The organism is Alteromonas hispanica (genome assembly GCF_010500915.1).
GTDB classification, from domain to species: Bacteria; Pseudomonadota; Gammaproteobacteria; order Enterobacterales; family Alteromonadaceae; genus Alteromonas; species Alteromonas hispanica.
This window is the reverse complement of the sequence record NZ_JAAAWP010000006.1, coordinates 28,801-50,675: the sequence shown is the minus strand read 5'-3', so window position 1 is coordinate 50,675 and position 21,875 is coordinate 28,801. Positions and strand designations below refer to the sequence as shown.

The following is a 21,875-nucleotide window of genomic DNA, read 5'->3' as shown; positions in this document are numbered from 1 at the left end:
AAATTTATATAAGATTCAATCGAATAAACGCAAAAAGGCTGGTCACTTCATGGTACCAGCCTTTTTTAGTAGCCTGTCTTATGTGAAAGCTCAGCCTTTTGAAGGCTACAAGCTCGCTGATGAAGCGGCTCTAGCTGTTTTGAACGATGTCCTTGATGTACTGAAAAAGCTCTCTAAATGCTTTAGGTGGCCCGTTCTTTTCTCGCTCTTTTTTAACCTGGCGACTGAGTTGACGCAATTTTTGTCTATCAAAGTCAGGGTATTCTTCGATTAAGCGCTGAATTGCAGGGTCACCCTCTTCAATCACCGCTTCTCTCGCCAGTTCTAATTTATGAAAAGCTGCATTACTCGCCTGATGCTGGTGAGCTATTTTCGCTAGCGCTTCTTCAATATCGGCAGTATCTCGTTGGCGAAGTAGCTTTCCAATAAACTGCAGTTGCCGGCGATAACCGTCTTTTTTCTTGTTAACAATGCGGGCTACTGCCACTGCATCTGCCAACTCTTCGTCCATGGGGATTGTTGCCACATGGGCATCGGTCAACCCTACAATGGTTTCGCCTAGTTTCTGGTGCTCTTTGGCCTGACGCTTAAGTTCGGTTTTACTTATAAAATCTTCGTCTTCAGACATTCCTGCCTTAGCACCGTCAAAGTTAGGATCTTGTGGAGAATTATGTTTCTGATCACTCATTTCAAACTCATTAGTGTTACACTTTAGCCAAATTGTAACTATCACAGTCGAATATAGACAGCGAAACTTACTATGCAAATTGAGCAACAGCTATCAGAAATTCAGAATGTCGTTGATGATGTACTGAAAATGGCCTTATCAAAAGGCGCAACACAAGCCGAAGCAAGCATGTCTAAGGTACAGGGTATTGCTGTATCTTCGCGTATGCAAGAAGTTGAAAACGTTGAGTTTACCAACGATGGCGGTTTAGGTATTAGCGTTTACGTAGGTAAACGGAAAGGAAGTGCTTCTACGGCAGATTTGAGCAAAGCAGCGCTATCTTTGGCGGTGGAAAAAGCAGTAGATATTGCACGTTACACCAGTGAGGATCCGTGCACAGGCCTTGCCGATGCAGAGCTTATCGCCACAGAGTTTCCCGATCTAGAGCTCTATCACCCGCAAGAGCTAGATACCGAGAAAGCGATAAAAACCACCATAGAAACTGAAGCGGCGGCGATGAATTACGACTCTCGCATAACTAATTCAGATGGCGCGTCTTATAACGCTAATTTGGGGATGCGCGTTTACGGCAATACGCACGGGATCAATGCGGGCTATCCAAGCAGCCGGTACAGCCTAAGCTGCATGGTGATAGGTTCTCAAGAAAACGACATGCAGCGAGATTATGCTTACACTGTAAACAGACAAGCCGATTTACTGAAATCTGCGACCTTTGTGGGTGAGGAAGCTGCGAAGGCTACCGTTGAACGCCTTGGCGCTCGAAAAATTAATACTGCCAATGTGCCTGTATTGTTTCACAAAGATCTCGCTTCCAGTTTGTTTGGTCATTATGTTGGCGCAATCAGCGGCGGCAGTTTGTATAGACGCTCGTCTTTTTTACTCGACAGCTTAGGTAAGCAAGTCTTTCCAGAGTGGCTAAATATTGAAGAGCGCCCCCTTATCAAGTCTGGATTAGCGAGTTCGAGCTTTGACAATGAAGGTGTTTCTTGTTCAGACATGACCATTGTGGATAGCGGTCAATTAGCTACCTATCTATATACTACGTACTCTGCACGTAAACTTAACACCGTGTCTAATGGACATGCTGGTGGCATTCACAACTGGTTAGTGGGCGATACAGGTCATAGTGACGCCGATCTATTAAAAGAGATGGGCACTGGATTATTCGTTACTGAACTTATGGGTCAGGGCGTTAATATTGTTACTGGCGATTACTCTCGCGGCGCGGCAGGCTTTTGGGTAGAAAACGGTATTATCCAATATCCAGTGCATGAGATAACGATTGCTGGCGACTTACGCGACATGTTCCGTAATATCGTTGCTATTGGCAAAGACAAAGATGTGAGAGGCAGTGTTCAAACTGGCTCTGTTCTTGTCAACGAAATGAAAATAGCCGGCAACTAATGCAACGCTTCTTGCACGATCAGCGAATAACCAGCGAATAAGCAGAGAATTTGCAGGTAAGTGGCAAGAAATCAGAGTCTGTCAATACAGCATATGATTCGTTGCTATGTCTTTTCTTTGACCTCCGCCTCGCGAAATTCACGGGGCGGTTTACCCACCGATTTTTTAAACCTCTTTGAAAATGTGAATACGTTAGCATACCCCACGTAGTGGGCGATGTATGAAATAGGCCACTGCGTATTGAGCAGCAAATTGCGCGCGCGCTGCATGCGCAGGTGAATAACCTGCTGCATAGGGCTTCTTTGATAATACTTTAAGCATAAACGGTGTAAATGCGGAGCAGAGTAATGGGCTTTCTTGCTTAACTGAGAAACGTCCCACTGATACTGCAATTGATTATCTACCGCGGCAAAAAGCGATGTCAGTCTAGTGGCATGACGATCTGTGCTGTGGGTGACATCACGGTTTATTAGTTGGTGTAAATGTCTGCCTATTATGTGTATTGCTGCCTCTCGGTTTTCTGCATCCGCCTCTAAATAAAGCAACTCCATGGCATGATGAACGCCAGATAAGTTCACATTCTCCACTATCTCAGGCCTGTGCTTGGGAAGCGCATCCCACTGAGGGGTATCTGACAGATTAAGCCAAATTATGTCCCACGCTTCGCTGGCAATGGTCACTTCGAAGCTCTGGTAAGCCGGTAGCGCAATAAGTTGACCGCTAGAAATGGTAAAAGATCCAAACGGCGTACGAAAGTGGCCTTGTCCCGACAGTGAATAAAATAGAGTGTGGTTAGGCGGCGATACTCTGCCAACTGTATAGTTACCTGATAAGTTTGAACAACCTGCAAGCTCAATATCTAACTCGGCGATTTCTGGCGCATTACTGCCATCTATAAAACGTTCGTAGCACTGTTGGCCAATATCAATAATATCTGAGAAAGCAGGCTGCATAATTTTTAAATGAGAGTTTTGGATAAAAGAAGGAGAGGTTTAAGCATAAAGTATTTATTCAATATTAGCTATGCTTTGACCATATTGAGATTAGATACAATCCCTGAAACAACTCGGTTAAAGCCAACGTAAGCTTAAAAATAGGAGCCATTGATGGCCAACGTCGAACAGATTATTTCGCAAAAAGACTGGCAGAACCCACTTGTGTACCAGCGTAATCGAGTAAATGCACACGCACCACATAACGGTTTTATTACGCAAGAAGATGCACTAAACAACCGAAACGCCAGTAAAATGAGCCTAAATGGGCAATGGATGTTTCGTCTATATCCTTCGCCCGATGCGGTAGCTAATGAGTTCATTGCAGACGTGTTGCCCGAAACGGATGTAAAACACTGGCAAGCAATAGAGGTGCCCTCTAATTGGCAAATGAAAGGGTTCGATAAACCCATTTACTGCAATGTGAAATATCCTTTTGCGGTAAGTCCTCCCAATGTACCAGAGGATAATCCAACAGGGTGCTATCGGACCACGTTTACTATGAAGGAATCTGCGCTGTCAAAGCGTAACCATATAGTATTTGAAGGGGTAAATAGCGCATTTCATCTTTGGTGTAACGGTGCTTATGTTGGATACTCCCAAGACAGTCGTCTACCCGCCGAGTTTGATATCTCTTCATTTTTAACCGTTGGTGAAAACCGTCTATCGGTTATGGTGTTCAGGTGGTCAGATGGCAGTTATTTAGAAGACCAAGACATGTGGTGGTTAAGCGGCATTTTCCGAGACGTAAGTGTTATCACCAAACCTACTTATCATATCCAAGATGTATTCGTTACGCCTTCCTTAGACGCTTGTTACCGAGATGCCACGCTTTCTGTTCGCACGGCAGTAAATGCACCGAATAAGTATAAAGTAGGTGTGCAATTATTTGATAAAGAAATCGCTGTTACAGAACGTGTGGTTGACGGTACAAACAATAAACGTATTGATGAGAAAGGAGGCTGGGACGATGTTGTCTTTCAAACTCTTGATATTAAAGAGCCAAAACATTGGACTGCGGAAACCCCTAACCTATATCGCTTAGTAGTAACGCTCATTGACGAAGGCGGACAAATCGTTGATGTGGAAGCCTACGATGTTGGCTTTCGCAACATTGAAATGAAATCAGGGCAGTTATGCATAAACGGTAAACCTCTATTAGTTCGCGGCGTGAACAGGCATGAGCATCACGAGAGTAAAGGCCATGCAATTAATGAGGCCGACATGCTTGAGGATATTAAGCTCTTAAAGCAAAACAACTTTAATGCGGTTCGAACGGCTCATTATCCCAACCATCCACGATGGTATGAACTGTGTGATGAATACGGATTGTACGTAGTTGACGAAGCAAATATTGAAACCCATGGCATGTTTCCTATGGGGCGACTATCTCGCGACCCTCTGTGGGCAGGCGCTTACATGGCGAGGTTCACTCAAATGGTTGAACGAGATAAAAACCACCCGTCTATTATAATTTGGTCGTTGGGCAATGAATGTGGGCACGGCCCAACCCACGATGCCATGTATGGTTGGGCTAAGTCTTTTGACCCCTCGCGGCCTGTGCAGTACGAAGGCGGTGGCGCAAATACTTCGGCCACAGATATTTTGGCCCCCATGTACGCCCGAGTTGACACAGATATTGAAGACGATGCGGTACCAAAGTGGGCAATTAAAAAGTGGCTTTCTATGCCCAATGAGACCCGACCCGTTATTTTGTGTGAGTACGCTCATGCAATGGGAAATAGCCTTGGGAGTTTTGATGAGTACTGGAAAGCGTTTAAAGCCTACCCGCGCTTGCAAGGCGGCTTCATTTGGGATTGGGTAGACCAAGGTTTAAAGAAGTACACGGAGAATGGCACGCCCTATTGGGGATACGGTGGTGACTTTGGTGACACTTATAATGACAGACAGTTTTGTATTAACGGTCTCTTATTCCCCGACCGAACGCCTCATCCAGCATTATTCGAGGCCAAATACTGCCAACAGCATTTAAGTTTTGCTTTAGCTGACGAAGGTGGTGTATTTACCCTTACAATTTTTAGCGATTATTTGTTCCGCAGTACCGACAATGAAATACTGCAATGGAAAGTACTCGAAGATGGTGAATGTATTTTTCAGGGCGAAACCCTCCTAGCTGTTAAACCGCAAGATAGCCAAAACATAGCGTTATCACCAGGGATAACGTATAAACCTGGGGCGGTATATCACTTAAATCTCGATGTTGTGGTAGCTAACGATAGCGCTTGGGCTCCGGCTGGACACATTCTTGATACAGAGCAGTTAACGCTTAAAAACAGAGCAGGCATAGCCTCGTATAATCTCACTGGCGAGATGATTGGCCAGCCGGCTGGAAACGTTATTAATAGTAGTGAGCTTGAAAAGAGCAGCGCTGTTTCAAAGAATATTGAAGTAAACAGAAGTGAAGCGTTATTAACTGCCAAGCTTGGATCTAACGTCCTTTCATTCTGCCTCGAAAGCGGTTTACTCCTATCCTGGTTAGTAAGCGATAAAGAGCTTTTATCCGCACCATTAGAAGACAACTTTTTCCGGGCGCCGCTCGATAATGATATTGGTATAAGTGAAGTTGATAATCCAGATCCAAATGCATGGGAGTCTAGATGGCGTCGAGTTGGCTTAGGTGTATGGCAACGCCAGTGCAAAGATATTGCCATTCAGCAGAGCGACAGAGATCTTCGGGTGATAGCTTTATTTGAATATACGTATGACGGCGCAGTTCAGGCAGTAACAAAGTGGACTTACACCCTTGCACTTGATTCAACATTGACCACAAATGTTGAAGTGCTTGTATCGGATATGGTGCCACCATTGCCGAGAGTTGGCGTGCAGTTCGCTGTACCTTTGGGTGTTAAAGGCAACACCGTTAGTGACGGAAGCGATACTGCCCCGCGCGGTGATACGATAACCTATACAGGTCTTGGGCCATTTGAAAACTACCCAGACAGACAAGCCGCCGCAAGATTTGGGCGTTATGAAATGGCTGTTTCAGATATGCATACCGACTATATTTTCCCAACTGACAATGGGCTACGAAGTCATTGCTCTATGCTAAAGGTGGGTAGTGTAAAAGTGTGTGGAGATTTTCACTTCGCGGTGAGTGCCTATGGGCAGTCGCAGCTAGATGTGGCTAAGCATACTTGTGACCTTGTTAAACAAGATTGTACCTTTGTTTACATCGATCACGCACATATGGGTGTGGGGGGCGACGACTCATGGAGTCCGAGTACGCACAAAGCGTTTCTTCTTGAGAAAAAGCGCTACGCCTATTCCTTTACTCTCACTGGCGGCTGATAAGCTTGCCATACATCAAACAGCAAAAAGCCGCTCAATAGCGGCTTTTTCAATACGACAATAAACCTACTGGCTTACTCGCAATTATCTAGGCAAGTGCAGTTTTTAGCTGTCTACCTGACCACAAAAGCGATAGCCTTCACCGTGGATAGTCACAATCAACTCTTCTTCTGAAGGGTGAGATTCGAAGTGCTTACGAATACGACGAATAGTTACGTCTACAGTACGGTCATTAGGACGCAGTTCACGACCTGTCATTTCCATAATAAGCTGTTCGCGAGTGAGAATTTTACCAGGGTTGCTCAAAAATAAATGCAACGCTCTGAATTCACTGCGCGGCAAGCGGAACTCTTTGTCAGTAGGTGAAATAAGAGAGCGGCTATCGCCATCTAGTGTCCAACCGTTAAAATTAACACGGCTTGGTAAGTCATCGTCTTCAGAAGAGTTTGTTGTTCTAGATAACAAGTTACGCGCACGAATGGTGAGCTCTCTTGGGTTAAATGGCTTAGTTAGGTAATCGTCTGCGCCAATTTCCAAACCTAAAATGCGGTCTACGTCGTTATCGCGACCTGTTAGGAAGATTAACCCAACGTTTTTACGGTCACGTACTTCACGAGCGAGAATTAGCCCATTTTTACCTGGAAGATTGATATCCATAATAACCAAATTTATTGCGTGATTCTCGAAGAAATCGTGCATTTGGTTGCCGTTTTCAGCTTCAAATACGTTGTACCCTTCCGCTTCAAATAAACTTTTAAGCGTGGTGCGGGTTACCACTTCATCTTCAACAATTAACACATTTGGCGTTTGCATGGTGTTCTACACTCTTTCAAAAATAAGATTTAAGCAACTAACTGGTTAAATTTTAATATTCATAAACTTATTTGCAAGTAACTTATGAATAACAACTCGGTTAGGATTTTGGGGTTAGCCAACAAATTTCAACAAAAGTTCATACTTTATACAATGACTACGACGTTTTCGCATTAGAAACGGGGAATATTATGACAAATTCCACACCGTTATCTTCCTCACTCGTCAATGTAATAGAGCCAAGTAAGGCTTGTGTCACCAAGTTATATACCAAATGCATACCAAGTCCCGAGCCACCTTGACCGCGCTTTGTTGTTACAAACGGATCAAAAATACGTTTACGGATCTCAGAAGGTATACCTTTTCCGTTATCGGAATAAACTAATTTTAATTTGTTATCACTAACTAATTCAGCACGAATATTAATTGTGCCTTTATCCATGAATTCAAAACCATGGATAACAGAATTCATTATTAGATTAATCAATATTTGATTAATTGGGCCAGCCTTCGTTTCAACGTTTAGGGTAGGGTCGCAGTCTACGTTGATGTTGTGTTTTAATTTTTTTAATCGAGGCTGTAATGACAGTAGTATCTCATTAACTAGCTGTTCAACGCAAAAACTTCGACTATTTTCTGTAGATTGATCAACAGCTACCTGCTTAAAGCTAGATATGAGCTCTGCCGCACGATTCAAATTGCGATAAATAATATTAAGGTTTTCGTTACTTTCTTCGATAAAGCGCTTCATTGCGCTCGCTTTGAGGGTTTTGCTTTCAAAATCTTTTTGAATTACAGCTAGTCGGTCTAGCATCATTGTTGAGGCCGTCACCCCTAAGCCAATCGGCGTATTAACTTCGTGCGCTACACCTGCAACCATATCGCCTAGTGATGCCATTTTTTCGTTCTGTACAATTTGCCGCTGAAATTGGTGCAGCTTTTCAAGTGTTTGTATTAATTCACGGTTAGCATCTTTTAGCGCCGTTGTTCGTTCATTCACCATTTCTTCTAAGCTGGAATTGAGCTTACGGTGACGTTCTTCTGCTTGCTGCTGCTTTTCCATGTATTCTTGCATTCGAAACAGCATAACGTTGATTGCATTTGCAAGCGTATCGAGCTCTTGAATTCTCGAGCCCACTACCCTTGCAGAATAGTTTCGCTGACGGGATGTTTGCTGTAAAAAATCGGCCATGGTTTGCACCGGCGTGGAGATCCCCAGCTGCTTTTTGTACGCGATATAAAAACTAATAGCGAGCAACAGCAAAATAGTGACAAGGTGTGTGACTATGGCACTTTGCACCTGCGAATAAAATTCGTCTGTGGAAAGTTTTAAATAAACCCACCCTAAGTGAATGCCTGTTTCATCATCAAATGCCTTGGCAGTTATTTCCAGGTAATCGCCGGTATCTGAAATAACAGGCGAGCCGAGTAGTTCATTTATCTGAGCCTCTTTTCCTCCGGTCATTAAATGACCCTCTTTGTTGTAAGAGGCAAATATCCGGGGCGTTTCTACATTAGGTTGGCGGCGATTATTTTTATGATAGATATGTGCATTTAGCACATAAGGAACTGCTGCTAGGTGATAAAGCGACTTTTCTGCTGCTTCATCTTGGCTGCTGATAATATATTGGGATGATGTGCGAGCGACTAAATCTGATAGAGTATACGCTTTAGAATTCAATTCGTGACGGTAATTGTCTATTTGTATGTACAGTGACAGACAGGTTACAACAGCAAGTCCCATAGAGACCACAGACATCACGGTCCATAAAAATATATTGCGAATAGTAAGCCCGCTTGCTTTGTCTGTCATGTCCGTTTTAACTACTGTCCACGTTGCTTAGTCACGTTAATATCGCCGCGTTAATATCGTCACGTTATTACTGCCACAATAATATTGGCGCATAATTCCTTAAAAAGAAAGGTAAGCAAAGATAATAAAATATACGCAAAGTTACTGAGCTAATTCATCATGTTTTGATAAAGCGTGCGATAATTTTCTGCAGCGGCTTCCCAAGTGAACCGAGTGTTCATTCCCCTAATTTGCATAGCCCTAAATGCTCCACGGTCTTCGTAGTAGGCCAATAGTGCTCTGCGTATACAGCTTAGTAGTGCAGAAGGGGATGGTTCGTCAAAAACAAAACCCGTTCGGTGTTCGCTCGATGTTGAATCTAATACGGTGTCTTTAAGACCGCCAACAGAACGCACGATTGGTATGGTTCCGTATGCCAAACTATACATTTGGTTTAATCCACAGGGCTCAAATTGTGATGGCATTAAAAAGAAGTCAGCGCCGGCCTCGACAAGGTGTGCATGCTCAGAGCTAAATCCATTAATAAAAGCAAATTGCGAAGGATGCTGTTGAGCAAATTCGCCCAAGTCCATACACACTTTAGGATCACCAGTCCCCACAATAACCATTTGCACGTTGTGGGCAATGAGGTCGTCTAGAATGGGAAGAATATAGCCAAAGCCTTTTTGGTCAGTGAGTCTACAAACCATGCCTATAAGTGGCACATCAGTATTCTCGGGTAAGCCTGACTTGTGTTGTAATGCGATTTTGCAGCTTTGTTTGGCATGCAAGTTATCAACGGAATAGTTTTCGGGAAGAAAGCTATCTGTTTGTGGGTTCCATTGAGTATAGTCGCACCCGTTTAAAATACCGCTTAAGTCGTCTTTGCGTCTAACAAGTCGTTCATGAAGCCCATGACTCCCTAAGTCTGTTAGCAATTCTCGAGCGTAATTAGGGCTTACCGTAGTGATTTTGTTAGCAAATTCGATCCCGCTTTGCAGCATGTTTATATAGCCACCATGTACTTGACTACCAATGTCTGCATGGTGACGCAAAAATGGAATGGCATCGAGCTTATGTACGCCTTGAAATGCGGCGTTATGAATAGTGAACACCGTTTTTGTACCAAAGAAGTAGCCTGTCTTATCATTAGTTAGCAAGAACGGCAGCATGGCAGTATGCCAGTCGTGGCAATGAATAATGTGCGGTTTAATTGCCAGCGCTTTAAGTGCATGTAAAACAGCGCCACTAAAAAAGCTAAAGCGTTCTCCGTTGTCTTCAAAGGCATCAAAAGCATCAGAGTACAAACCATCTCGCATAAAGAAGTCTGGTGCATCTATAAAGTAAATAGGTATGCCATGCCACTGAAGGTGTTTAATTTGAAAGTGGTAAACTTTACCTTCTGTAAATAAGGTGTGGTTTTCCCCGTACTCGGGTAAATCTAATTGCTCTTTAAGCGTTTTGTAGTAGGGCATGACAATAGTGATATTTTCACCTAATGACTTTAACGCCAAGGGGAGAGCCTTACCTACATCTGCAAGACCGCCCGTTTTCACCAATTCTTCTACTTCTGAGATAGCAAATACAATGTCCACAGGTAATCCTTTTCATAATCTCTGCATAGTCTCTGCATAGGCTCAAGTTGATTGAAACACAGATGCAGAGAATGGTTTGATACGCTTTTAAAATTTATTTTTTCAGTACATTTTTATAAATGTACCAGAGGTACGGGCATTTTCTGAAAAATTATATAGAAAAGGCCAAAAGTGCTTAGCATTAAACTTATCATGCAATATCCTGTGCGTGTCGATCTTTGCTATAAAAATGTACAGTAAAGATTAACGTGCACTAGATAAAGGCTTACAAAGATGCTTCGTATACAGAAAATTGTGATGTTTGCGCTTTTGTATATACGGTTGTAAATTCTTCTGCCAACAATCCAGGATAAGGTAAGAAACGATTTGCTACCATCTGCAGCGTTCCCTTCGAGGTTAGTTGTTTTTTAGCATCTGAAATAAAGCGTTTGGTTATGGTGTAATCGGTTTTTATACCCGTATGAAAGGGCGGGTTAGTAATAATATGCTGAACTTTTTGCGATACGCCGTGCAGGCCGTCAGCCGCAAAAAGTGTCGCACTTAATTTGTTTTCCGCTAAGGTGAGTGCACTGCAATAAAGTGCTAATGCACTTACGTCTGAGAGATATAGCGTTAAGTGCGGGTATTTAAGCATAAGATAACTGGCTATTACGCCCGCGCCGCAGGCAAAATCTAGCACGTTCCCACGCAAAGACGTTGCATGCTTTTGAAGCAATAACTCTGAGCCCGCGTCAAGCTCTTTGTGGCTGAATACACCCGGCATTGAAGCAACATTCCACTTTACTTCGTCTACCGCATACTCGCTCACGTCTACCCATGAACTTGGGTTAAAAGGAGTGTGTTGTTGCTCCACTACAACGGTAACTAAGCTGCAATGGCGCGCCGAGTCAATCTTCTGTGGAGTACCATACTGCTGCATAAGTTTTGCGGCGCTTTTGATGCCACCTTTATTCTCTCCAACTACATGAATGCGCCCTTGCTGACCTACCATGCTAGCTGCCATGTTAAGCAACATTTGAAAATGTGTTTTTGCTTTGGGTAAAAATAGCATAATGTCGGTGAATTCACCCGCAAGGGTGACAAATGGCGCAAATATATGGGTATGGTTGCCCGCCTTCTGCGTTACCTCAAAGCCTGACTTGCCAACATCACGGCTGTCTAGCGTGACCGACGGTATCACGCGTACACTTTCTGAAAAAACATCAAAATACTGATGAATAACCGTCACTTCCTGCGCGCTCAGGGCATCAAGAAAATAAGCATCTGAGGGGTTTACGAACGCCCATTTGCCCTGCTCAAAAAGCGATAAGTTGCGTTCTAGCAGTTGGCTCTGAGGAGATAGAATCATTACGCTGTTCGCTCGTATATTAGATCCCAAACACCGTGTCCCAACTTTTGGCCACGGGTTTCAAACTTGGTAATAGGACGATAGTCTGGGCGAGGAACGTAATCACCCTCTGCTGCGGTGTTAGTGTACGCAGAGTTATTATTTACAACTTCAGCCATATGTTGGGCATAAGGTTCCCAATCTGTCGCCATATGTAAATGACCACCTATTGCTAGTTTGGTCCGAATTAATTCAACAAACTCAGCTTGCACAATACGACGCTTATGGTGGCGTTTTTTATGCCAAGGGTCGGGGAAGAACAATTGCAAGCGTGACAAGCTTTCATCAGGAAGCATGTTTTTGAGTACTTCAACGGCATCGTGTTCCATAACACGCAAATTACTGAGGCCTAATTCGCCAGCGTCACCTAAACAGGCTCCGACACCGGGCTTATGTACCTCTATACCGATAAAGTTTTTTTCTGGGGCGGCAGCGGCCATTTCCACAAGGGACTTGCCCATACCAAAACCTATTTCGAGTACCACAGGCGCATCGCGTTCGAATGCCTCGACAAGAGAAATTGTTTCGTTGCGGTATTCAATACCCATTGTTGGCCAGTGTTCTTCCAACGCTTTTTCCTGACCTTTGGTAAGTCTTCCTTCGCGTTTAACGTAGCTTTTAACTTTACTTATATAAACACCGGCAGCTTCTGCTTCTGCCTGACTTTTGAATTGCCTCATTTGCAATGCCTTTCATACCCAAATTTTATGCTCGCGCATTATCCACTTACCCACCTTTTATGCAACGTTAGAATACAAGTTTTGTATTATTTTTGTACGCCAATGTTCGTTGAGATAACAGAAGCAAGCAGACTGGTTTGCTCAAGTGGGAGCATGTGCCCTGTGTTTTCTAGTTCACAAAGCGTCGCATTCGATAATTTAGTTGCTGCAAGCCTAAGTGACTCTATATTGGCAATCTTATCGTCAACACCGCCAACGAGAGCTATGGGGGTAGAAATCCTTTCTAGCAGTTTATAAGTATTATCTCTGGGCGTGGTCGCAAGTGTATGTGCTAGCAGAGTGCTTTTGCCTAAGTCCTGCGCCATCGATTTAACTACGCCTGCTACTTCGTTATCTTGCAGGCGAGACGGATGAATAAACCGAGCCAAATAAGCCTCATTGTCGGGTTTAAAATGGCCGTTTTTAAGTGTTTTTACGAGCGTCTTGCGCTGACTTATTTCGCTGTCGCTCAAGCCTGCCGGGTCGAAGCTAATCAGAGTCATTGACGCGATATTAGACATGTTTCTTGCAGCTACAAGCGTGGCAATATAGCCACCCATGGAATAGCCAACAAGATGCACTTTTTCACCGCTGAGTATTCTGTCTTCACTTAAGGCAAGCATCTCTTCTTTTGACGATGCCCATTGCAGTGGAACATAGCGACGCTGGGCTATTGAAAGCTGCTTCCACAGCGGTAAAAAAATACGTTCATCACACAAAGTGCCAGGAAAGAATAAAACGGGGGCTGTAGAAGACACACCAATACCTTAGACAGTAACTGTCTTAAAAAATAACCAAGAGGTTCCATGCTACCATAGCGTATACCTAATAGAATGTTTAATTGGCGCTATAAATAAGAGCATTAAGGCTGGGCAAAATGAAGAAAAACCGCCTCTTAAGCCCGCAAAAAGCTGACGATAAAAACACACAATCAAAATTGATATAAGCTCAAAACATATGACAAAAACAAAGCACAACAGCAGTTTCGCAAAGCGCGTATTATCGTGGTTTGATGAAAACGGAAGAAAGCATTTACCGTGGCAGAAAGATGTTACTCCTTACAAGGTATGGATTTCTGAAATTATGCTTCAACAGACACAAGTGGCTACTGTAATTCCGTACTTTAATCGATTTATGGCGTCGTATCCCAGCGTCTTTGACCTTGCTAATGCTTCTCAAGATGATGTGTTACACCACTGGACAGGTCTTGGTTACTATGCGCGAGCGAGGAATTTGCACAAGGCAGCAAAAACGTTAGTGGAAGTTCACAATGGTGAGTTTCCTCAAAGTCTAGAAGAAGTTATGGCGCTGCCAGGTATTGGTCGCTCTACTGCTGGCGCTATTTTATCTTTATCACGAGATGAGCGTTATCCCATTCTTGATGGAAACGTGAAGCGTGTTCTAGCGAGATATTATGCTATTGACGGGTGGCCCGGGCAAAAAGTAGTAGAGAATGCTCTTTGGGACGTGGCCGAGAAAAATACACCACAAAGCCGCTGCGCTAACTACACACAGGTGATGATGGATTTGGGCGCAATGGTATGCACTCGCAGCAAGCCGAAGTGTGATGAGTGTCCATTGCAACGAGATTGCGTAGCTTTTGCTCAAGGAAAGCAAACCGATTATCCGGGTAAAAAGCCTAAAAAAGTAACGCCGGTAAGGCAAACCTATATGCTCATTCCTATGTTTGGGCAGCAAGTGTTTTTAGAACAACGTCCACAAAGTGGAATCTGGGGCGGTTTGTATGGTTTTTTAGAGGCGCAATCTGTTGAGGAGGGAATATCGTTACTTGCTCATAGAGGAATTGACGTGGATGAAGTACAGCAGCTTCAAGAGTTCAGGCACACGTTTAGTCACTTTCATTTAGATATAACCCCGCTCATCGCCGTGGTAAACTCTACACCACAAAAGCGGGTGGCAGAAAATGAATCGAGATGGTTTTTGCTTGATGAGCCTATTGAGGTTGGTTTAGCCGCCCCAACAACAAAGATAATCAAAACACTGGCAAAGTAAGCCGCGTACATTTTCACGTAAGGTGTTGTGTAAGATAAGACAATAGAGGTGCATGATGGGTAGAACAGTATTTTGTCAGAATTTGCAAAAAGAAGCTGATGGATTAGATTTTCAACTTTATCCTGGTGAATTAGGTAAACGTATATTTGATAACATTTCAAAAGAGGCATGGGGCAACTGGCAGAAAAAGCAGACCATGCTAATAAACGAAAATAAGTTGAATATGATGGAGCCCGAGGCGAGGGCGTTTTTAGAAGAAAGAATGTCGGCTTACTTGTTTGATGGTTTAGAACCAACAATTGAAGGTTATGTGCCGCCTGAAAAGTAAACAAAACCTAAGTTTTTGTGTAAACAATGTGCAAACGGTCACAAAAGTGAAAAAAAAGCAGGTAAAACGGTTGACTTGTTAACGCTAAATCCGTTTAATACGCACCCATAGCAGCACAGGCAGCAAACGCCTGTAACGCAAACGAGTTTCGCCTCGATAGCTCAGTTGGTAGAGCAGCGGATTGAAAATCCGCGTGTCCCTGGTTCGATCCCGGGTCGAGGCACCATTATTCAGAGAGCCCTTGCAGTAATGCAGGGGCTTTTTTGATCTTGGTGGTTGTAAAAACGCAGGCACACGCTGGCGTATCCCTGCGGTTGCACCGCGCGTTGCGACCCCGGGTCGAGGCACCATTATTCAAGAGGCCCTGCAAGCAATTGCAGGGCTTTTTTGATCTGGAAATGGGAAGCAGTGGCTTTTTTGAGCCCGATAAACTGTGTAAAGTGATTAAAAATCATTAAAGTCACTAGTATCTTAAATGTCGTTATACCAATTGATAATATAGTATTTGTCTTGACTAAAATATACTCAACAGATAATTGGGTTAATAAGTGCAAATGGCATCGTATGAAGTTAGCAAAACTCTTAGCGATAATTTATTTAGCGTTTTTCAGTTCGTTTATTCATGCAAAGCTAAATGCTCAAGCTACCTTCAGCTATGGTATTGCAGGTACGTACACCAATAACGCGCATCAACCCCAGGGAATTGTTCCCTTATCTGACTTGGATATTACTCACGTTAAGCTGATTGCTAGTAGCGATGATGGAACGTTTGGAGGCACGCAGGGCAACGATACTGCAGTTATTGCAGAATTCTTTTTTAGTAATAGCCCAAGTGTAACAGTGGATGGTGCGATTAATTGGCGCCAATCGGACAACGGGCAAACCAATAGCATAGGGATCATTCTCGATAACGACGCTACCGTGATGTTCGGCAGTGTTAACTATTTTAATCCGCCAACTACATACTTACTTCGTCTGTCTTCTTCCACCAAAGAATATACCAATGACAACTCAGCGAAAGGAAATGCAGCGAAGGGAGCCTTATCGTCCGTGATGAATGACCTAAACCTTGAAGCGGCTGCGCAGGGAACAAGTGGTGGCTCTGTAAGTGCAGCGTTTTCTGACGTTACGGTAAGTCAAACTTCGGTCCTGGCCGATGGTAACGACTCATCAACGATTGCATTACAGTTAAAGAACGGAAATGACGGGGTTCTACCGCTTACAGGTCAAAACGTAACCTTCACTTCAACAATAGGGGCCATTGGTCCTGTGAGTGATGAAGGAAACGGTCGTTACGTTGCAGTTATCTCTTCTTCAACAGCTGGCATGGCGTCAATATTTGCTTTTGTTGACGGCACTGAAATGAATGCAAGAGCGACGGTAGAATTCATCGCCCAGCAAGTGGCGACGTATAGCATTTCTGGCGCTGTAGTAAGAGGGCAGAGTAATGTGGGAGTTGAGGGGGTTGATGTTTACTTATTCGCCGCAACTGATACGCAATTCTCTTCTCCATTAGCGACACAGACAACAGCGAGTGATGGGACCTATACATTTGAAAACCTCACTAACGGTGACTACAGCGTTCAGTTCGCTTCAAGTAATGGGCGTAAATTCAAGGCTCAGAGTAAGAAAGGTAATAGAGGTGCATCGCCCAATTCGTCATCGAAACGTGTTAATACGGTTGAGAGTATTACGATTAATGGTGAAAACATTACTGAAGTTGACGCGATCCTGATTGACCCTGCCGGCGTTGTTTACGATTCTTCATCTCGCCTTCCAATTGCTGGGGCAACGGTAAAGTTTAACTATTCGGATAATGGGAGTGTAACGTTAGTTCCTGATGCATGGTTAGACTTGACCGCCGGAGGTGCGAATACGCAGATAACACAAGCAGATGGCTTTTATTCATTTGTACTAAACGGAAATGCACCTCAGGTTCCTACAATTTATTCAATTGACGTAACACCGCCGAATGGATACACGTTCGAAAGCAGTGTGATTCCCGCTACTTCAGGGCCGTATGACTCAGGTTTGGGTGGTGGTTTGGTCGCTATACAACCACAAGTTACGGCCCCAAGCGTTAACGACGACACTACGTACTATCTGACGTTTGAACTCGTAATTGGCGATACATTAGTAACAAGCAGCAACGGAGTGATAAATAACCATATTCCAATTGATGCATATATCAATCAACCGCCTGTAGCTGACGATAACAGCATTGTAGTCGATTTTAATACTGCAAAAACTATTACGCTGACCGGGAGTGATGCAGAGTCCGATGTGCTTTCTTTCGAAATAGTTAGCCAGCCAAGTAACGGAACGTTAAGCGGCAGTGGTGCAACGCGCACTTATACACCCGATGCAAATTATTCAGGAAGCGACTCGTTCACGTTTAGAGCAATAGATCTTACTGGTTCCAACACCTACTCGCAGCCAGCTCAAGTAGATATTGAAGTGAGCGGCACGAGTAACATTATTGCATCTGCACAGTTTACATGTGGCGTTGTAGGTGAATATCAGACAGGTTCTCCGGCGCATTCTCCTGAAGCAATTCAGACGCTAGCCTCTCTGTCTATCGACAAGGTTATTCTTGCTCCGCTCACCGATAATGGAGTTTTTGGCGGAACGCAAGGTAACGATTATGCGGTTGCCGCGGAAGTCTTTTTTTTGGACGGTAATTCGGTTTCCTTTAATGGAGCAGTTAATTGGCGAGAAGGGAATACTAATGCAATCGGTATTATAACTGATGAGTTTGTTAGTGACGGGTTTGTCTTATCTCCGGGTTTCAGTAAAACGTATTTACTCTGCTTAGATTCGGCGGATCCGAACGATGTTGATTATGTCGTTCCCAACGACGTTAAAGGAAATGCAGCGAATAACTCAACACTTGTAGCTGCGAATACGCAAGCGGAATCTCAAGGTACTGCGGGTGGGGAAATAGATATTTCTTCAACCCAGGTAAGCACGTCAGCTGACACAGCCCTTGCTGATGGCATTGATTCTATAGTTATTACGGTGTCAATTCATGATGCAACAGGTAAGCCTCTTAATGCCTTTGGGCAACAGGTTACCATCGATAGTTCTTTGGGTGTGTTAACAAGTATAACAGACAACGGAGATGGTACTTACAGCGCTATACTGACTTCAACAGTAGCAGGGTTGGCAACACTAACTGTTCACGTAAATAATACGCTCGTCACCGATTCCGAAACCGTCACGTTTAACGGATTGCCGACTAATACTGCTCCGGTCGCAATTGCGCAGTCCGTAAGCACCGCAGAAGACACACCTAAAGCGATCACCTTGTCAGGCAGTGATATCGATAATGACAATTTGAGCTATGTTGTGGTCAGTCAGCCAAGCAACGGTACGTTAAGCGGTAGTGGTGCAACACGCACGTATATGCCTAATACTAACTTCACCGGTACTGACAGTTTCACGTTTAAAGTGAACGACGGTACTGTTGATTCAATACCCGCAACCGTCACCATTACAGTCACCAATGCGAATGACGCGCCGGTTGCAATCACGCAGTCTGTTAGTACTGCAGAAGACACGCCAAAAGCGATCACCCTGTCAGGTAGCGATATCGACAACGACACATTGAGCTATGTGGTAGTTACCCAGCCAAGCAACGGGTCGATAAGTGGCTCGGGTGCAACGCGCACCTATACGCCTAATGCTAACTTCACCGGCACTGACAGTTTCACGTTTAACGTGAACGACGGTACTGTTGATTCAATACCCGCAACCGTCACCATCACGGTCACCAATGCCAACGACGCGCCGGTTGCAATCACGCAGTCTGTTAGTACTGTAGAAGACACATCTAAAGCTATCACGCTGTCAGGTAGCGATATCGACAACGACAATTTGAGCTATGCTGTAGTCAGTCAGCCAAGCAACGGGTCGTTAAGCGGCAGTGGTGCAACACGAACGTATACCCCCAGCGCTGATTTTACCGGTACCGACAGTTTCACGTTTAAAGTGAACGACGGTACCGTTGATTCAATACCCGCAACCGTCACCATTACGGTTACCAATGCGAATGACGCTCCGGTTGCAATGGCGCAGTCCGTCAGCACCGCAGAAGACACATCTAAAACGATCACCTTGTCAGGCAGTGATATTGATAATGACAATCTGAGCTATGTCGTGGTCAGTCAGCCAAGCAACGGGTCGTTAAGTGGCTCGGGTGCAACGCGCACCTACACGCCCAATGCTGATTTTACCGGCACTGATACCTTTACATTTAAAGTGAATGACGGCAGTGAAGACTCTGCCACGGCGACAGTAACGATCAGAGTCAGTAACGTGAACGACGCACCGGTAGCACAGGGCCAGTCTGTCACCACGCCAGAAGATACGGCCAAGACCATTACCCTGTCGGGCAGTGATGCCGATAACGACACATTGACCTATGTGGTGGTGACCCAGCCAAGCAACGGTACGTTAAGTGGTTCTGGTGCAACGCGCACCTATACACCAAACGCCGATTTTACCGGCACCGATACCTTTACATATAAGGTCAATGACGGCAGTGAAGACTCTGCCACGGCTACAGTAACGATCAGAGTCAGTAACGTGAACGACGCACCGGTAGCACAGGGCCAGTCTGTCACCACGCCAGAAGATACGGCCAAGACCATTACCCTGTCGGGCAGTGATGCCGATAACGACACATTGAACTACGTGGTGGTGACCCAGCCAAGCAACGGTACGTTAAGTGGTAGTGGTGCAACGCGCACCTACACGCCAAACGCCGATTTTACCGGCAGCGATACCTTTACATTTAAAGTGAATGACGGCAGTGAAGACTCTGCCACGGCGACAGTAACGATCACAGTTAGCGACGTGAACGACGCACCGGTAGCACAGGGCCAGTCTGTCACCACGCCAGAAGATACGGCTAAGGTTATTACGCTTGCGGGCAGTGATGCCGATAACGACACTTTGAGCTACGTGGTAGTGACCCAGCCAAGCAACGGTACGTTAAGCGGCAGTGGTGCAACGCGCACCTATACCCCCAATGCTGATTTTACCGGCAGCGATACCTTTACGTATAAAGTGAATGACGGCAGTGAGGACTCGTCCACGGCTACAGTAACGATCACAGTCAGCGACGTGAACGATGCACCAGTAGCACAGGACCAGTCTGTTACCACGCCAGAAGACACGGCCAAGGTTATTACGCTTTCGGGCAGTGATGCCGATAACGACACATTGAGCTACGTGGTGGTGACCCAGCCAAGCAACGGTACGTTAAGTGGTTCTGGTGCAACGCGCACCTATACACCAAACGCCGATTTTACCGGCACCGATACCTTTACATATAAGGTCAATGACGGCAGTGAAGACTCGGTCACGGCTACAGTAACGATCACAGTTAGCGACGTGAACGATGCTCCGGTAGCACAGGGCCAGTCTGTCACCACGCCAGAAGACACGGCCAAGACCATTACCCTCTCGGGCAGTGATGCCGATAACGACACATTGAGCTATGTGGTGGTGACTCAGCCAAGCAACGGTACGTTAAGTGGTTCTGGTGCAACGCGCACCTATACACCAAACGCCGATTTTACCGGCAGCGATACCTTTACCTATAAATTAAATGACGGCAGTGAAGACTCGGCCATAGTAACGGTAACGATCAGAGTCAGTAACGTGAACGACGCACCGGTAGCACAGGGCCAGTCTGTCACCACGCCAGAAGATACGGCCAAGACCATTACCTTTTCAGGCAGCGATATCGATAACGACACATTGAGCTATGTGGTGGTGACCCAGCCAAGCAACGGTACGTTAAGTGGCAATGGTGCAACGCGCACCTATACGCCAAACGCCGATTTTACCGGCAGCGATACCTTTACGTATAAAGTGAATGACGGCAGTGAGGACTCGTCCACGGCGACAGTAACGATCACAGTCAGTAACGTAAACGATGCACCGGTAGCACAGGACCAGTCTGTCACCACGCCAGAAGACACGGCAAAGACCATTACGCTTACGGGCAGTGATGCCGATAACGACACGTTGAGTTACGTGGTGGTGACCCAGCCAAGCAACGGAACGTTAAGCGGCAGTGGTGCAACACGCACCTATACGCCCAATGCTGATTTTACCGGCACTGATACCTTTATGTATAAAGTGAATGACGGCAGTGAAGACTCGGCCACGGCTACAGTAACGATCACAGTCAGCGACGTGAACGACGCACCAGTAGCACAGGACCAGTCTGTTACCACGCCAGAAGACACGGCCAAGGTTATTACGCTTTCGGGCAGTGATGCCGATAACGATACATTGAGTTACGTGGTGGTGACCCAGCCAAGCAACGGAACGTTAAGCGGCAGTGGTGCAACACGCACCTATACCCCCAACGCTGATTTTACTGGCACTGATACCTTTACGTATAAAGTGAATGACGGCAGTGAAGACTCGGCCACGGTGACAGTAACGATCACAGTCAGCGACGTGAACGATGCACCAGTAGCACAGGACCAGTCTGTTACCACGCCAGAAGACACGGCCAAGACCATTACCCTCTCGGGCATTGATGCCGATAACGACACGTTGAGTTACGTTGTGGTGACCCAGCCAAGCAACGGTAAGTTAAGTGGTTCTGGTGCAACGCGCACCTATACACCAAACGCCGATTTTACCGGCAGCGATACCTTTACGTATAAAGTGAATGACGGCAGTGATGACTCGGCCACGGTGACAGTAACGATCACAGTCAGCGACGTGAACGATGCACCAGTAGCACAGGACCAGTCTGTTACCACGCCAGAAGACACGGCCAAGACCATTACCCTCTCGGGCATTGATGCCG

Annotated in this window: 13 protein-coding genes and 1 tRNA gene; 6 read left to right on the top strand and 8 right to left on the bottom strand. The window is 45.2% G+C overall.

Translation table 11 applies throughout. The features are described from left to right. Positions 1-130: 130 nt before the first annotated feature. The gene (gene yjgA, locus GTW09_RS10700; RefSeq protein ID WP_083595159.1) at positions 131-688 is read right to left on the bottom strand and encodes a ribosome biogenesis factor YjgA; all 558 of its coding nucleotides are present in this window, start codon (positions 686-688) and stop codon (positions 131-133) included. A 72-nt stretch (positions 689-760) separates the two neighbouring features. Between yjgA and pmbA the strand changes: the two genes are divergently transcribed. Then, entirely contained in the window at positions 761-2,092 is a 1,332-nt protein-coding gene (gene pmbA / locus GTW09_RS10695; RefSeq protein ID WP_071978333.1) for a metalloprotease PmbA, read from the top strand. 104 nt (positions 2,093-2,196) lie between these two features. Here the strand turns inward: pmbA and GTW09_RS10690 are convergent, their stop codons facing one another. Beyond that, a complete protein-coding gene (locus GTW09_RS10690; RefSeq protein ID WP_163111881.1) occupies positions 2,197-3,045 on the bottom strand; it encodes a helix-turn-helix transcriptional regulator in 849 nt (282 codons plus the stop codon). Between the two features lie 153 nt (positions 3,046-3,198). Here GTW09_RS10690 and GTW09_RS10685 point away from each other — a divergent pair, with 153 nt between their 5' ends. Continuing rightward, a complete protein-coding gene (locus tag GTW09_RS10685) occupies positions 3,199-6,393 on the top strand; it encodes a beta-galactosidase (RefSeq protein WP_163111880.1) in 3,195 nt (1,064 codons plus the stop codon). Between the two features lie 105 nt (positions 6,394-6,498). On the opposite strand, the gene arcA is transcribed toward GTW09_RS10685, so the two are convergent. From arcA to GTW09_RS10655, 6 genes are all read right to left on the bottom strand, one after another. Continuing rightward, a complete protein-coding gene (arcA, locus tag GTW09_RS10680) occupies positions 6,499-7,206 on the bottom strand; it encodes a two-component system response regulator ArcA (RefSeq protein ID WP_163111879.1) in 708 nt (235 codons plus the stop codon). Between the two features lie 157 nt (positions 7,207-7,363). Next, complete coding sequence (locus GTW09_RS10675) at positions 7,364-9,019, bottom strand: sensor histidine kinase (protein WP_163111878.1); 1,656 nt, start codon at positions 9,017-9,019, stop codon at positions 7,364-7,366. A gap of 149 nt (positions 9,020-9,168) precedes the next feature. Then, positions 9,169-10,593: a glycogen synthase GlgA gene (gene glgA, locus GTW09_RS10670; protein ID WP_163111877.1), complete on the bottom strand. Its 1,425-nt coding sequence runs from the start codon at positions 10,591-10,593 to the stop codon at positions 9,169-9,171. A 265-nt stretch (positions 10,594-10,858) separates the two neighbouring features. Next, positions 10,859-11,941, bottom strand: a complete 1,083-nt coding sequence (locus GTW09_RS10665; protein WP_163111876.1) for a methyltransferase — start codon at positions 11,939-11,941, stop codon at positions 10,859-10,861. After that, positions 11,941-12,660, bottom strand: a complete 720-nt coding sequence (gene trmB, locus GTW09_RS10660) for a tRNA (guanosine(46)-N7)-methyltransferase TrmB (protein ID WP_163111875.1) — start codon at positions 12,658-12,660, stop codon at positions 11,941-11,943. Before trmB ends, GTW09_RS10665 begins: the two co-directional genes overlap by 1 nt. Positions 12,661-12,746: 86 nt before the next feature. Then, entirely contained in the window at positions 12,747-13,457 is a 711-nt protein-coding gene (locus tag GTW09_RS10655; protein ID WP_163111874.1) for an alpha/beta fold hydrolase, read from the bottom strand. A gap of 199 nt (positions 13,458-13,656) precedes the next feature. On the opposite strand from GTW09_RS10655, the gene mutY reads away from it, so the two are divergent. The 4 genes from mutY to GTW09_RS10635 all read left to right on the top strand — a co-directional run. Continuing rightward, entirely contained in the window at positions 13,657-14,712 is a 1,056-nt protein-coding gene (mutY, locus tag GTW09_RS10650) for an A/G-specific adenine glycosylase (protein ID WP_163111873.1), read from the top strand. Between the two features lie 55 nt (positions 14,713-14,767). Beyond that, a complete protein-coding gene (locus GTW09_RS10645) occupies positions 14,768-15,040 on the top strand; it encodes an oxidative damage protection protein (protein ID WP_163112027.1) in 273 nt (90 codons plus the stop codon). A 150-nt stretch (positions 15,041-15,190) separates the two neighbouring features. Then, positions 15,191-15,266, top strand: a tRNA-Phe gene (locus tag GTW09_RS10640). 338 nt (positions 15,267-15,604) lie between these two features. Beyond that, a partial coding sequence (locus GTW09_RS10635) for an Ig-like domain-containing protein (RefSeq protein ID WP_163111872.1) occupies positions 15,605-21,875 on the top strand: 6,271 nt, incomplete at its 3' end.

What these genes read in the sequence shown, in the direction of transcription:
- yjgA (WP_083595159.1), bottom strand. Translation starts at nt 688, where the DNA reads ATGAGTGATCAGAAACATAATTCTCCACAAGATCCTAACTTTGACGGT.
- pmbA (WP_071978333.1), top strand. Translation starts at nt 761, where the DNA reads ATGCAAATTGAGCAACAGCTATCAGAAATTCAGAATGTCGTTGATGAT.
- GTW09_RS10690 (WP_163111881.1), bottom strand. Translation starts at nt 3,045, where the DNA reads ATGCAGCCTGCTTTCTCAGATATTATTGATATTGGCCAACAGTGCTAC.
- GTW09_RS10685 (WP_163111880.1), top strand. Translation starts at nt 3,199, where the DNA reads ATGGCCAACGTCGAACAGATTATTTCGCAAAAAGACTGGCAGAACCCA.
- arcA (WP_163111879.1), bottom strand. Translation starts at nt 7,206, where the DNA reads ATGCAAACGCCAAATGTGTTAATTGTTGAAGATGAAGTGGTAACCCGC.
- GTW09_RS10675 (WP_163111878.1), bottom strand. Translation starts at nt 9,019, where the DNA reads ATGACAGACAAAGCAAGCGGGCTTACTATTCGCAATATATTTTTATGG.
- GTW09_RS10665 (WP_163111876.1), bottom strand. Translation starts at nt 11,941, where the DNA reads ATGATTCTATCTCCTCAGAGCCAACTGCTAGAACGCAACTTATCGCTT.
- trmB (WP_163111875.1), bottom strand. Translation starts at nt 12,660, where the DNA reads ATGAGGCAATTCAAAAGTCAGGCAGAAGCAGAAGCTGCCGGTGTTTAT.
- mutY (WP_163111873.1), top strand. Translation starts at nt 13,657, where the DNA reads ATGACAAAAACAAAGCACAACAGCAGTTTCGCAAAGCGCGTATTATCG.
- GTW09_RS10645 (WP_163112027.1), top strand. Translation starts at nt 14,768, where the DNA reads ATGGGTAGAACAGTATTTTGTCAGAATTTGCAAAAAGAAGCTGATGGA.